This is a genomic window from Streptomyces sp. NPDC092296, from assembly GCF_044755465.1.
GTDB lineage: Bacteria > Actinomycetota > Actinomycetes > Streptomycetales > Streptomycetaceae > Peterkaempfera.
This window is the reverse complement of sequence record NZ_JBIVRB010000011.1, coordinates 46,167-58,305: the sequence shown is the minus strand read 5'-3', so window position 1 is coordinate 58,305 and position 12,139 is coordinate 46,167. Positions and strand designations below refer to the sequence as shown.

Annotated in this window: 11 protein-coding genes and 1 riboswitch; of the genes, 5 read left to right on the top strand and 6 right to left on the bottom strand. The window is 75.5% G+C overall.

All coding sequences use genetic code 11. The features are described 5' to 3' along the window. Positions 1–110: 110 nt before the first annotated feature. From ACIQGZ_RS21825 to ACIQGZ_RS21815, 3 genes are all read right to left on the bottom strand, one after another. A complete protein-coding gene (locus tag ACIQGZ_RS21825) occupies positions 111–2,555 on the bottom strand; it encodes a right-handed parallel beta-helix repeat-containing protein (RefSeq protein ID WP_402604153.1) in 2,445 nt (814 codons plus the stop codon). Between the two features lie 135 nt (positions 2,556–2,690). Further along, entirely contained in the window at positions 2,691–3,575 is an 885-nt protein-coding gene (locus tag ACIQGZ_RS21820) for an MOSC domain-containing protein (protein ID WP_402604151.1), read from the bottom strand. A gap of 237 nt (positions 3,576–3,812) precedes the next feature. Beyond that, positions 3,813–4,397, bottom strand: a complete 585-nt coding sequence (locus ACIQGZ_RS21815) for a DUF6643 family protein (protein ID WP_402604149.1) — start codon at positions 4,395–4,397, stop codon at positions 3,813–3,815. 326 nt (positions 4,398–4,723) lie between these two features. Further along, positions 4,724–4,811: riboswitch (ZMP/ZTP riboswitch) on the top strand. Between the two features lie 21 nt (positions 4,812–4,832). Here ACIQGZ_RS21815 and ACIQGZ_RS21810 point away from each other — a divergent pair. After that, positions 4,833–5,693 carry a bifunctional 5,10-methylenetetrahydrofolate dehydrogenase/5,10-methenyltetrahydrofolate cyclohydrolase gene (locus ACIQGZ_RS21810; protein ID WP_402604146.1) on the top strand — a complete coding sequence of 287 codons (861 nt, stop codon included), beginning with the start codon at positions 4,833–4,835 and terminating at the stop codon, positions 5,691–5,693. A 22-nt stretch (positions 5,694–5,715) separates the two neighbouring features. Here ACIQGZ_RS21810 and ACIQGZ_RS21805 read toward each other — a convergent pair whose 3' ends face one another. Continuing rightward, the gene (locus ACIQGZ_RS21805; protein WP_402604144.1) at positions 5,716–6,867 is read right to left on the bottom strand and encodes a glycosyltransferase; all 1,152 of its coding nucleotides are present in this window, start codon (positions 6,865–6,867) and stop codon (positions 5,716–5,718) included. Positions 6,868–6,932: 65 nt separating this feature from the next. Then, positions 6,933–7,619: a DUF4386 domain-containing protein gene (locus ACIQGZ_RS21800; protein ID WP_402604141.1), complete on the bottom strand. Its 687-nt coding sequence runs from the start codon at positions 7,617–7,619 to the stop codon at positions 6,933–6,935. An 85-nt stretch (positions 7,620–7,704) separates the two neighbouring features. Here ACIQGZ_RS21800 and ACIQGZ_RS21795 point away from each other — a divergent pair, with 85 nt between their 5' ends. From ACIQGZ_RS21795 to ligD (ACIQGZ_RS21785), 3 genes are all read left to right on the top strand, one after another. Continuing rightward, on the top strand, positions 7,705–8,217 hold the full coding sequence (locus tag ACIQGZ_RS21795) for a MarR family winged helix-turn-helix transcriptional regulator (protein ID WP_402604139.1): 513 nt from the start codon (positions 7,705–7,707) through the stop codon (positions 8,215–8,217). Between the two features lie 52 nt (positions 8,218–8,269). Next, entirely contained in the window at positions 8,270–9,091 is an 822-nt protein-coding gene (locus tag ACIQGZ_RS21790; RefSeq protein WP_402604136.1) for a glutamate racemase, read from the top strand. 76 nt (positions 9,092–9,167) lie between these two features. Next, entirely contained in the window at positions 9,168–10,148 is a 981-nt protein-coding gene (gene ligD, locus ACIQGZ_RS21785; RefSeq protein WP_402604134.1) for a non-homologous end-joining DNA ligase, read from the top strand. 11 nt (positions 10,149–10,159) lie between these two features. Here ligD (ACIQGZ_RS21785) and ligD (ACIQGZ_RS21780) read toward each other — a convergent pair whose 3' ends face one another. Next, entirely contained in the window at positions 10,160–11,062 is a 903-nt protein-coding gene (gene ligD, locus ACIQGZ_RS21780) for a non-homologous end-joining DNA ligase (RefSeq protein WP_402604131.1), read from the bottom strand. A gap of 30 nt (positions 11,063–11,092) precedes the next feature. On the opposite strand from ligD (ACIQGZ_RS21780), the gene ACIQGZ_RS21775 reads away from it, so the two are divergent. After that, positions 11,093–12,121 carry a Ku protein gene (locus tag ACIQGZ_RS21775; protein ID WP_402604128.1) on the top strand — a complete coding sequence of 343 codons (1,029 nt, stop codon included), beginning with the start codon at positions 11,093–11,095 and terminating at the stop codon, positions 12,119–12,121. Positions 12,122–12,139 lie beyond the last annotated feature (18 nt).

The following is a 12,139-nucleotide window of genomic DNA, read 5'->3' as shown; positions in this document are numbered from 1 at the left end:
CTCAGGGGCGCGAGGAACTGCGCGACCAATCCCGCACAGCCCTGAAGCCGCCAACGTTGAGCAACCTGCACCCCCGGCGGCCCCCCGGCCGCCCCGTCGGCCATCCCCGGCTAGGGGAGGTCCTGGGGGAGGAGGAGTTGGAGCTCCTCGGTGGAGGGGTCGGGGAGTTGGGCGACGCGGACCGCGTGCCGTTCGACCATGGTCTCGAAGACCTGCCGGGCGGTCCGGCCGTTGCCGAAGGACGGGCCCCGGTCGAGGGCGGCGTAGTGGTCCAGCAGCGCGGCGGCGGTCGCGTCGTCGAGCCGGTACTCGTGTTCCGCGCACTGGCTGCGGGTGATCCGCAGCAACTCCTCCGCCGAGTAGTCGGGGAAGGAGACGGTACGGGAGAAGCGCGAGGCCACGCCGGGGTTGGAGGCGAGGAAGCGTTCCATCTCGGCGGTGTAGCCAGCCACGATCACCACCACCTCGTCGCGGTGGTCCTCCATCAGCTTGACCAGGGTGTCGACCGCCTCGCGGCCGAAGTCCCGGGCGCCGTCCTCCGGCGCCAGCGCGTACGCCTCGTCGATGAAGAGCACCCCGCCGCGCGCCCGGTCGAACGCCTCGGAGGTGCGCAGCGCGGTGGAGCCGATGTGCTCACCGACCAGGTCGACCCGGGCGACCTCCACCAGGTGGCCGCGTTGCAGCACGCCCAGCGCGGCCAGGATCTCGCCGTAGAGCCGGGCGACGGTGGTCTTGCCGGTGCCGGGGGAGCCGGTGAAGACCAGGTGGCGGCGGAGCGAGGGCGCCTTGAGCCCGGCCTGCCGCCGCCTGCGGCCGACCGAGATCAGGTCGATCAGCGTACGGACCTCCTGCTTGACGGTGTCCAGGCCGATCAGCGCGTCCAGGTCGGCCAGCGCCTCGTCGGCGGGGCGGCAGTCCGGCAGCGGGGCGATCCCGGCGGTGGAGTCGACCAGCGGCGCGCCGCCCGGCAGACCCCCGGCGCCCAGAGCTCCACCGGCCGGACCCCCACCGCCCAGGATGCCGCCGGCGCCCGCCGCGTGGTCGCTGACCGAGCGGCGCGCGGCGGTGGCCGTGGCGGTCTGCGGCCGCAGGTCGTCGCTGCTGCACTCCTCGACCACCGGGCCGGGCTCGGCGAACTCGAAGCCGCCGCGCGCGTTCTGCTCGGCGCGGCAGCGGGAGATGACGGTCCGGCAGCCGTCGATGACGTGGAAGCCGTAGCCCTTGCCGTGCGAGACCCGGCAGTCCTCGAAGGTGCCCCGGCCGCCCCCCGAGACGTACACGGCGGCGTCGGAGCTGCCGCGCACCGTGCAGGAGCGGACCACCGGGTCGGCGCCCCGGGCGACGATGATGCCGGTCGCCACGTCCGCGATCTCGCAGTCGTCCAGGGTGCCGCCGCTGCCGTGGTCGCGGAACCACAGGCCGGTGCCGGCGTCCTGGACCCGGCAGCGGTCCAGCCGCACGGTGGCGCCGCCGCTCACCGAGACGGCGGAGCTGCGGATCTGGGCGAGGGTGCAGTCGACGACCTCGGCGTGCGACTCGCGGTCCAGGACGAACAGCGCGTCGGGCACGTCGTGCACCCGGCAGTCGGTGAGCGAGACCCGGGCGCCGTCGCTGATCCAGATGGCCGGGTAGTCGCCGGTGCTGTCGTGCAGCTCGCAGGAGGACGCCTCGGCGCGGGTGCCCGCGTCCCAGACGGACAGGCCGTTGCGGCCGAAGGACCGTATGGAGCTCTGCTCCAGGGTGAGCACCGAGCGGCCGCGCAGGTCGACGCCGTTCTCCGGGACGTCGTGGATGCGGGTGCCGGTGAGGGCGAGGACGGCGCCGGTGTCCAGGGTGATGCCGTTCCCGGCGGCCCGGTGCACCTCGCAGTCGGTCAGCCGCCCGGCGGCGCGGGCCTCCGCCTGCACGCCGGTGCCGTCGATCTCGTAGATCTCGCAGCCGACCGCCTCGGCGGTGCTGCCCTCGCCGGTGAGCAGCAGCCCGGCGCCCGAGGCGTGGTGGATGCGGGTGCGGTCCAGCAGGGCGGAGGCGCCCTCCAGCACCGCCACGCCGGCCTGTCCGGCGGCGGAGACCTCGCACTCCTCGAAGACGGCCGAGGCGGCGTCGCGGACCCGGATGCCCAGGCCGCCGGGGTTCTCCACGCCGCAGCGGCGCACGGTGGCGCGGGCCCCGCCGCGCACCTCGATGCCGACGGCCGAGACGGTGCCGATCCGGCAGCCGGTCAGTTCGGCGGTGGCGGCGGGCCCGTCGACCAGCACGGCCGCCGACGAGGTGTCATGGCTCTCCAGCACCAGGCCGTGCACCGAGGCGGCGGCGAGCAGGGTCAGCGCCGGGCCGCCGGCCGGCTCGATCCGGACGGTGCCGGGCGCGCCGGAGCCGGTCACCGTCAGCGGCTTGTCGAGGACCAGATTCTCCCGGTAGGTGCCGGCCGGTACGGTCACGGTGTCCCCGGGCTCGGCGGCGTCGACCGCCGCCGCCAGGGTGTCGTACTCGCCCGTGCGCCGCCGCCAGCGGGAGCCGCTGTCCTGCGTGACTCGGACCCTGTGCTCTCCCATAGCGGAACGCGTCCCCACCTCTCGTCCGGCCGTGCCGCGGCGCCCGCGGGGACGGCCGCGGGCGGTGCCGTCGCCCCACCGTAGCGCCTCCGCCGCGGTGTGCCGTGCCCGGTCGCCGGAAGTCGGGCCGGCCGGTCAGCCGCGGGGCAGCGGGCGCGGTCCCTGCTCCAGTACGGTGACCGGGTCCCCGATGCGCAGGGTGCCGACCAGGTCGCCGTCCGGGTGCTCCGGGACGAGGTGCTGACCGAAGACCAGCCGCTTGCCGAAGCGGCGGTGGCGCCCCAGGGCGGGCAGCGGCTCGACGCCCCGGGTGGCGGTCTCCTGGTCGGTGGTGGTGACCACGCAGCGGCCGCACGGCTTGACGACCCGGAAGACCACCTCGCCGACCTGTATGCGCCGCCAGCCGTCCTCCGCCCAGGGCTCGCCGCCCTCGACGACCAGGTTGGGGCGGAACCGCGTCATCGGCAGTGCCGCGCCCCGCTGCGGGTCGTCCGGGTGGTCGGCGGCGATCCGCGCGTTGAGGTCGGCCAGCGAGGCGGTGCTCGTGAGCAGCAGCGGATAGCCGTCGGCCAGGCTGACCGTCTCGCCGGGGGCGTACTCGGGGTCCGTCGGGCGGCGGCGCGGGTCGTCCAGGTGCACCAGGCGCAGATCGGTGCCGAACAGCGAGGTGAACCAGGAGTGCGCCTCCTTGGCGGCCTCGGCGGCCTGGAGGGGCGTGCCCCAGACGTGCACATCGGCCAGCGGGTCGCCGCGCTCGGCGGTCGGCGCCTCGACCCGCAGCGGGACGGCGCCGGGGGCGTCGAGCAGCAGGCCGCCGGGCAGCAGGCCGCCGGGCAGCGGCTCGGCCCGGACCAGGGCGAGGCGCGGCAGATCGCGCTGGCTGACGAAGCGGCCCTCGGCGTCGACCAGCATCCAGCGCCGGTCGCCGGCCAGTCCCCAGGGCTCGACCCGGGCGGTGGCGGGGCTCAGGCGGCGGCCGGACTTCAGTGGGTAGATGTGCAGGGCGCTGACACGTGGCATGGGGACATGGTGCCAGGGCGCCCCGGGCGGACGGCGCCGCAGATACGACCGGGCCGCAGATACGACCGGGCCGCAGATACGACCGGCCGCAGATACGACCGGGCCGATCGGTCTCCCGATCGGCCCGGCCACGACCCCCCTCCCGCCCGGCTCCGGGCAGGAGGGGCCCATGCTCCTCCTCCCGGTGCCGCGACACCGGGGTCGTACGGTGGTGGTGCCCGCCGGGGCACCGGTCGGTCAGTACCCCTGGCCACCTCGCGGGTACTGCTGCTGGTCGCCGTACTGGTTGGGCGCGGCCGGGCGCTGCGGCATCGGGCGCACCGGTGCCACCGGCGCGACCGGCGCCATCGGGGCGGCGGCGGGCCGCAGCCCGTTGCCGCCGAAGCTCTGGCCGCTGCTCGGGTAGCCGTAGCCGCCGGGCTGGCCCTGGCCGTACTGCGGGGCGGCGGCGGGCATGCCCTGCGGCGGGACGCCCTGCGCCGGGCCGCGCTGGCCCGGGACGTACGTCGGCGGGTACTGCTGCACCTGCTGCGCCGCCGCGTACTGCGGGGCGGCGGGTTGGGCGGGCATGTACGTGGTGCTCGGGCCGGGGCCCAGGGCCGGGCGGGCGGGGAGCGCCGGCAGATTGCTGCCGGACTCGTAACCGCTGTAGCGCGGCTGCTCGTAGGGGGCGGGGGCGGCCGGCGGCAGGGCGGCCGGCACATTGATCGGAGCGATCTGGGGGACACCGCGTTCTGCGACCAAGCTGTCGTAGATGGGGGTGTCAGAGGAGAAAGACGGAGCGTAGTAGCCGACTCCGTCGAAGGAGCGCGGGGAGGTCATGGGCATACGGTAAGCCACCTTGTGCCTGCTGAGGAGGCCGGTGGGGCACGGAGTTGGAGTGTTTGCCGAGGCGGTCCGGCGACAGTTCCATTGAAAATATGAAAAACGGTCACCGACTGCCGGGTTAATGCCGGGCACTGCGCCACAGGACGTTTGATGTCACGGGAAAGTGCCCCGAAACGGACACCCTCACAGCACTCTCACACCTTCATCGCAGCGGGGCGCGCGCCGGGCGGCCGAGCCGCCGACCCGACCCGCCCGCCCGGAGCGCGCCCCAGGTCAGACGCCCTGCGCGCGCCGCCGCCGGGAGCCGTCCACTACAGTGAACAGCGGGCCGTGACTGGCGCTGAGGTGGAGTACCACCGGGGAGCGGCCCGGCACCTGCTGCCGCTGCCGTGCGCCTGGGCGACTCACCGCGAGGCTCAGGAGCAGCACATGACCCGGACATCGACGGCCCGCCTGATGGACGGCACCGGCCTGGCCCGCCGCATCACCGAGCAGACCGCCGCTGCCGCCGCCGACCTCCGGCAGCGAACCGGGACGGCGCCGTGCCTGGCGACCGTACTGGTCGGGGAGGACCCGGCGTCGGTGACCTACGTCCGGATGAAGCGCTCCCGCTGCGAGAAGGCGGGCATCCGCTCCCGGCACCTGGCACTGCCCGCCTCGATCGGCACCGCCGAGCTGGTCGACACCGTCACCGAGCTGTCGCGCGACCCCGAGGTGCACGGCATCCTGCTCCAGCACCCGGTGGGCCCGCACATCGACGAGCGCGCCGCCTTCGAGGCCATCGCCCCGGAGAAGGACGTCGACGGGGTCACCATGCACTCCTTCGCGGCGATGGGCTTCGGGCTGCCCGGCTTCGTCTCCTGCACCCCCGGCGGCATCATGCGGCTGCTGGACGAGTACGGCGTCGAGCTGGCCGGCAAGCACGCCGTCGTCGTCGGGCGCAGCGCCATCCTGGGCAAGCCCGCCGGGCTGCTGCTGCTCGGCCGGGACGCCACGGTGACGTACTGCCACTCCCGCACCGCCGACCTCGCCTCGATCGTGCGGCAGGCCGATGTGCTGGTGGCCGCCGTCGGCCGGCCGCGCTTCATCTCCGGTGCGGACCTCAAGCCGGGCGCGGTGGTGGTCGACGCCGGGTACAGCCCGGGGAACATCGGTGACGTCGACTTCGTGTCGGCCGGCGCGCGGGCGAGCCTGATCACCCCGGTGCCGGGCGGTGTCGGGCCGATGACCATCGCGGTGCTGCTCGCGCAGACCGTCGAGGCGGCGGCCCGGCAGCTCGGCGTGGGCTGAGCCGCGCGGCCCGGGGGCGGGCCTACTCGGCCGGCGCCGGGTAGGTGCGCCCCTTCCAGGCCGCTCCGCGCCCCCGCCAGTGCTGCACCGCCGAATCCACCGTCATCAGCAGGTACAGCCCGGCGGTGTACGGCAGCAGCAGCGCGGCCGCCGGCGGCTGCCCGTAGTACCGCAGCATCGGCACATACGTCAGCACCATCAGCCCCCAGGCGCACACCCCGGCCAGCGCCACCCAGGGCGCCCCCGCGACCAGCCCGGCGACGGTGGCGACCGGCGGCACCAGGTAGATCAGGGCCAGCCCGAGCACCGTCCCGGTGAGCAGCAGCACCGAGTGCCGCAACTGCGCGTACGCGCTGCGCGAGACCATCCGCCACAGCTGCGCCAGCTCCGGGTACGGCCGCACGCTGTCCACCCGGTCGGCCAGCCCCAGCCAGATCCGCCCGCCGGACCGCTTCACGGCCCGCGCCAGCGACACGTCGTCGATCACCGCTCCCCGGATCACGGCGACCCCGCCGGCCCGCTCCAGCGCGGTGCGGCGCACCAGCGAGCAGCCGCCGGCGGCCGCGGCGGTCCGGCCGGCCGGCCGGTTGCTCCAGCGGAACGGGTACAGCTGGGCGAAGAAGTACACGAACGCCGGGACGATCAGCCGCTCCCAGCCGGTGCGCACCCGCAGCCGGGCCATCTGCGACACCAGGTCCAGGCCGCCGCTCTCGGCCGCCGCGACCAACTCGGCCAGCGAGTCCGGGCGGTGCGCGATGTCGGCGTCGGTCAGCAGCAGGTACTCGGCGTCCGCCGCCTGCGCCACGCCGTGCCGCACCGCCCACAGCTTCCCCGTCCAGCCGGCCGGCGGCTCGCCCGGCGTGGTCACGGTCAGCGGCAGCCCGCCGCCCGCGCCCAACTCCCGGGCCAGCTCCCCGGTGCCGTCCGCACTCCCGTCGTCCACCAGTACCACCCGCGCCCGGCCCGGGTACCGCTGGTCCAGCAGGCTCGGCAGGCTGAGCGGCAGCACCTCGGCCTCGTCCCGGGCCGGCACCACCACCACGACGGACGGCCACCGCTCGGGCGCGGCCCGCCGGGGCAGCCGTACGTCCGTCCGCCAGAAGAAGCCGTGGCAGAGCGTCAGCCACACCCAGGCCGCCAGGGACACCACCGAGATCCACCCGAACACCGTCACGCCCGCAGTCTGCCGCACCCCCCGGCCGGCCGGGGGCCAACCCCCCGACGGGTACGGGGGCGTGGTCAGGGTCGGCGGCGGGTGCGGGGGAGCAGGGCGGCGGCAGCGACCAGCCAGAGGAGCCCGCCGAAGCGCACGACCGGGAGCAGGTAGGAGAAGCCGGGGGTGAGCAGGGTGAGGGTGCTGAGCATGCCGACGGCGGCCAGTGCCAGGCCGGTCCAGGTCGCGGCGCGGGGCAGCAGCCCGGCGAGCAGCCCGGTCACCGAGACCCCGGCGACGAGCAGGGCGAACGTCGCCGTGTAGGCCGGGCCGCCGGCCAGGAACGCCAGGTCGGCCAGGGCGCGGGCCAGGGCTGGGCCGGCGTCGGCCGGCAGTCGGCCGCCGGCCCAGCCGAACATGGCGCTGACGGCCAGGGCGCTTGACGCGAGCACCCCGCCGACCAGGGTGATCGCGGAGCCCGGGGCGGTGATGCCCAGCGCCCGCAGCCGCCGGTAGAGCACCGCCGCCGTGAGCGCCAGCGGCACCGAGGAGCTGAGCAGCAGAAACGCGCCCAGCCTGCTCGCGGTGCCGTGCGCAGCGGCGTAGCGCAGCACGTCCGCGCCGGAGGCGTCGGGGTGCGGGGTGGACCGGTTGACGATGACGCAGGCGACGGTCACCACGGTGAAGGCGAGGACGGGGAGGAGCAGCGGCGGGCCGGACTGCGGGCGGCGCCCGGGGCTCTCGGTGCGCGGCGGGGCGGTGGTGGTGGTCACGGTGGGTCCTTCGGGTTCGGTCGAATGCTATACGGCTGATAATGATTACATCTCAGAACGATTGTCAAGCGAGTACGATATCGCCATGAGTGTCAACGCGGAGCACGCGACGCCGGAGCCGCACACCGGCGGCGCCGCCTTTCTGCTGGCCCAGCTCGGGGCGCACGCCGCCGGGCTGTTCGCGGAGCGGGCCTCCGCGATCGGCCTGACCCCCGCCCAGGCCGGACTGCTGCGCCTGCTGGCCAGGACCCCCGGCCGCAGCCAGCGCCAACTGGCCGACGACCTCGGGATGCCGCCGAGCCGCTTCGTCCCGTTCGCCGACGAGCTGGAGGAGCGCGGGCTGATCGAGCGCCGCCGCAACCCCACCGACCGGCGGCTGTACGCACTCCACCTCACCGAGGGCGGCAGCGAGCTGCTCGCCCGGCTGCGCGAGGTCGCCCAGGCCCATGAGCAGCAGGTCTGCCAGGCCCTCGCCCCCGACGAGCACCAGCAGCTCACCGCGCTGCTCCGGCGGATCGCCGCGCAGCAGGGGCTCAGCGCCGGAGTGCACCCCGGCTACCGGAGCATGCGGCCCGGCCGGTCCGGCCGGCCCGGGTAGGCGGCCGAGGCTCGCACCCCGGGCGCCGGACCATCGTCTAAGGTCGATATCCGTGAAGATCGCACTGATGGACTCCGGTATCGGCCTGCTCGCCGCCGCAGCGGCCCTGCGACGGCTGCGGCCCGACGCGGAGCTGGTGCTCTCCTCCGACCCCGACAGCATGCCCTGGGGCCCCCGCACCCCGGCCGACGTCACCCGGCTCGCCCTGGGCTGCGCCCGAGCCGCCGCCGCACACCGGCCCGACGCGCTGATCGTCGCCTGCAACACCGCCTCGGTGCACGCCCTGGAGGCGCTGCGCGCCGAGCTGGAGCCCGGCCTGCCGGTGATCGGCACCGTACCGGCGATCAAACCCGCCGCCGCCACCGGCGGCCCGGTCGCCATCTGGGCGACCCCCGCCACCACCGGCAGCCCCTACCAGCGCGCCCTGATCCGCGACTTCGCGGACGGCGCGCAGGTCACCGAGGTCGCCTGCCACGGCCTGGCCGACGCGGTGCAGCGCGCCGACGAGCCGGCCGTCGCGGCGGCGGTCGCGGACGCCGCCGCGCGGACCCCGGCGGGCGTCCGGGCGCTGGTGCTCGGCTGCACCCACTACGAGCTGGTCGCGGCCGCCATCCGCGCCGCCGTCGCGGACACCGCCCACCCGGACCTGGCGCTGTTCGGGTCGGCCGACGCGGTCGCCGCCCAGGCCCTGCGCCGGGTGGGCGCGGCCGGGTCCGCGCCCGGCGCGGACGGCGGCGGCGCCCTGCGGGTGCTCCTCGGCGGCCGGGACAGCGCACTGCCGGCCGCCGCCCTGCGCTTCGCCGAGGGCCGCTCCCTCGCGGGCGCCGCCGCGCCGCTGACCGCCGAGCGGCGGGTGCTGGACGGCTCGCTCTAGCGCTGCCGCCCGCCGAGCGCCGCCGTCCGGCCGACTCCCGGCTGCGGCCCGGCCCGGTGCGGCGGAGCCTGGTCCGGTGAGTGCCGCCGCCGTACCGCCGCCCGAGCTGCGGCCCATGCTCGCCACGCCCGGGGTGCTGCCCGCCGTACCGGGCGACTGGGCGTACGAGGTGAAGTGGGACGGCATGCGGATGCTGGTCCGGCTGCCCGGCGACGGCACGGTGGGGCTGCGGTCCCGCCACGGCCGCGATGTGACCGCGCAGTATCCCGAGCTGGCCGTGCTGCCGGAGGCGCTGCCCGCCGGGACCGCCGCCCTGCTGGACGCGGAGGCCGTCCTGCTCGGGGCGGACGGGCGGCCGTCGTTCGGCCGGCTCCAGGAGCGGATGAGCCTGTACCGGGAGGCGGCGGTCCGGGCCGCCGCCCGCACCGCGCCGGTGACCGTGCTGTTCTTCGACGTGCTCTGGCTGCGCGGCCGGGACACCACCGCGCTCCCGTACACCGCCCGCCGCGAGCTGCTGGCCGGGCTCGGCATCGGCCACCCCCGGGCCGCCGTACCGGCCAACTGGGTCGGCACCGGCAGGCTGGCCTTCGACTGGACCAGGTCGGCCGGCCTCGAAGGGGTGATCGCCAAACGGCTGGACTCCCGCTACCGCCCCGGCGTCCGGTCCCGCGACTGGATCAAGGTCAAGCACCTGCGGACCGCCGATGTGGTCGTCGGCGGCTGGGTCCCCGACGGCCCGCGCGCCACCGCCTGCCAGGCCCTGCTGATCGGCACCCCCGACCCCACCGGGCTGCGCTACGCGGGCCGGGTCGGCACCGGCTTCACCGAACGTGACCGCCGTACGCTCGCCGCGCTGCTCCGCCCGCTGCGGCAGCAGGCGCCGCCCTTCACCGCCAACCTCGCGGCGCTGCGCGAGGAGGCGGGCCGGGAGGTGCACTGGGTGCGGCCGGTGACCGACGGTGAGGTCGAGTACCTGGAGCAGACCTCAGGCGGGCGGCTGCGGCAGCCGGTCTGGCGGGGGCTGCGCGGCGACGCGGCCGAGGAGGCCCCGTACTGAGACAGCCCTGATCAGCCCACGTCCGGCAGCTCCCGGGCCCGCCCCCGGTCGGTGAGCGGGGCGAAGAGGTCGCCGTCCCGCGCCACCCGGGCCAGCACCTGCTCCGGCGTGAACGACAGCTGCTCCGCGCCGCCGCACCCCTCGACCTCCGCCCAGCTCACCGGCGTCGAGACGGTCGGCGCGGGCCGGGCACGCAGCGTGTACGGGGCGGCGGTGGTCTTGGCGCTGGCGTTCTGGCTCCAGTCGACGAAGACCTTGCCCGGCCGCAGCTGCTTGGCCATCCGGTGCAGCACCAGCTCCGGGTGGTCCGCCTCCAGCCGCCGGGCCATCGACCGGGCGTACCCGGAGACCCGCCGCTCCGGCACCGGGACGATCGGCGCGTACAGGTGCAGGCCCTTGGAGCCGCTGGTCTTCACCCAGCACTCCAGCCCGTCCGCTGCCAGCGCCGACCGGACCAGGCACGCCACCCGGCAGCAGTCCGGCAGCCCCGCCCCCGGGCCCGGGTCGAGGTCCACCACCAGCAGGTCGTGGGCGCCGCGCCCGCCGTCGGCGGTCCACTGCGGCACATGGATCTCCAGCGCACCCAGATTGGCCAGCGCCATCAGCGTCGCCGTGTCGTCCACCACCACCTGGCGGCGCGGGCCCTCCTTGCCGCTCACCTCGGCGGTCGGCGCCCACGGCGGCAGCCCCGGCGGCGGATGCTTGATGTAGAACCGCTCGCCGTCCACCCCGTCCGGGAAGCGGACGAAGGACGCCGGGCGGCGGCGCAGATGCGGCAGCAGCACCGGCGCCACCTGCGCGTAGTAGTGCAGCGCCTCGCCCTTGGTGAAGCCCGTCGCCGGCCACAGCACCTTGCCGAGGTTGCCGAGGGCCAGCCGCCGCCCCTCGACTGTCGTGGCGATCCGGTCCGGCATACCGTGAAAGTCCCCAGAAGGGACGGAACCATGCGCAGCAGCTGGAAAGGCGCCATCACCTTCGGCCTGGTGAGCATCCCCGTACAGCTCTTCCCCGCCACCGAGGAGCACGGGGTCAGCCTGCACCAGGTCCATGCGGAGGACGGCGGACGCATCCGGATGAAGCGGTACTGCGAGAAGGAGAACCGCGAGGTCCCGTACGCGGAGATCGCCAAGGCGTACGAGTCCCCGGACGGCCGCACCGCCGTGCTGACCGACGACGACCTCTCGGAGCTGCCGCTGCCCAGCAAGAAGATCATCGACGTGCTGGCCTTCGTGGACGCCTCCGAGGTGGACCCGCTGCTGCTCGCCAAGCCGTACTACCTCCAGACCGCCAGCCCGGCGGCGGCCAAGCCCTATGTGCTGCTCCGCGAGGCGCTGACCGGGACCAACCGGGCGGCCGTCACCAAGATCACGCTGCGTACCCGGGAGAGCCTGGCACTGCTGCGGGTCCGGGGCGAGCTGCTGGTGCTCCAGACCATGCTCTGGCCGGACGAGGTGCGCCCCGCCTCCGGCCTGGAGCCGCAGGGCAAGGTCGAGGTGCGGCCGCAGGAGCTGAAGATGGCCACCTCGCTGATGGACACGCTCAGTGAGGACTTCGACCTCCAGGCGCTGCACGACGACTACCAGCGGGCGCTGGAGAGCCTGGTCGCCGCCAAGCTGGAGGGCGCCGAACCGCCGTCCGAGGAGGAGGCGGCCGAAGCGGCACCGGACAACGTCATCGACCTGATGTCCGCGCTGTCCGCCAGCGTCAAGGCCGCCGAGCGCGGCCGGGCGCGGCAGTCGGACGCCGAGCAGGACGGTGAGCAGGACGGTGAGCAGGGCGGCGAGCAGGGAGCGGAGGAGGCTGCTCCGCGCCGCAAGGCCCCCGCCGGGAAACCGGCCCGCAAGCAGCAGCAGCCCGCCGCCGAGGGGGAGGCGGAGCAGCCGGGGAAGGCGGCGAAGAAGACCGCCGGGAAGTCCGGCACCAAGAAGACGGCGGCCAAGAAGGCCGCCCCCCGCAAGCGGGAGACCGCCTGACCAGGAGGGAGCCGCCAC

Bases quoted from the DNA above. Each gene is read 5' to 3' on its own strand.
- ACIQGZ_RS21825 (WP_402604153.1), bottom strand. From the start codon at position 2,555: ATGGGAGAGCACAGGGTCCGAGTCACGCAGGACAGCGGCTCCCGCTGG.
- ACIQGZ_RS21820 (WP_402604151.1), bottom strand. From the start codon at position 3,575: ATGCCACGTGTCAGCGCCCTGCACATCTACCCACTGAAGTCCGGCCGC.
- ACIQGZ_RS21815 (WP_402604149.1), bottom strand. From the start codon at position 4,397: ATGACCTCCCCGCGCTCCTTCGACGGAGTCGGCTACTACGCTCCGTCT.
- ACIQGZ_RS21810 (WP_402604146.1), top strand. From the start codon at position 4,833: ATGACCCGGACATCGACGGCCCGCCTGATGGACGGCACCGGCCTGGCC.
- ACIQGZ_RS21795 (WP_402604139.1), top strand. From the start codon at position 7,705: ATGAGTGTCAACGCGGAGCACGCGACGCCGGAGCCGCACACCGGCGGC.
- ligD (WP_402604131.1), bottom strand. From the start codon at position 11,062: ATGCCGGACCGGATCGCCACGACAGTCGAGGGGCGGCGGCTGGCCCTC.
- ACIQGZ_RS21775 (WP_402604128.1), top strand. From the start codon at position 11,093: ATGCGCAGCAGCTGGAAAGGCGCCATCACCTTCGGCCTGGTGAGCATC.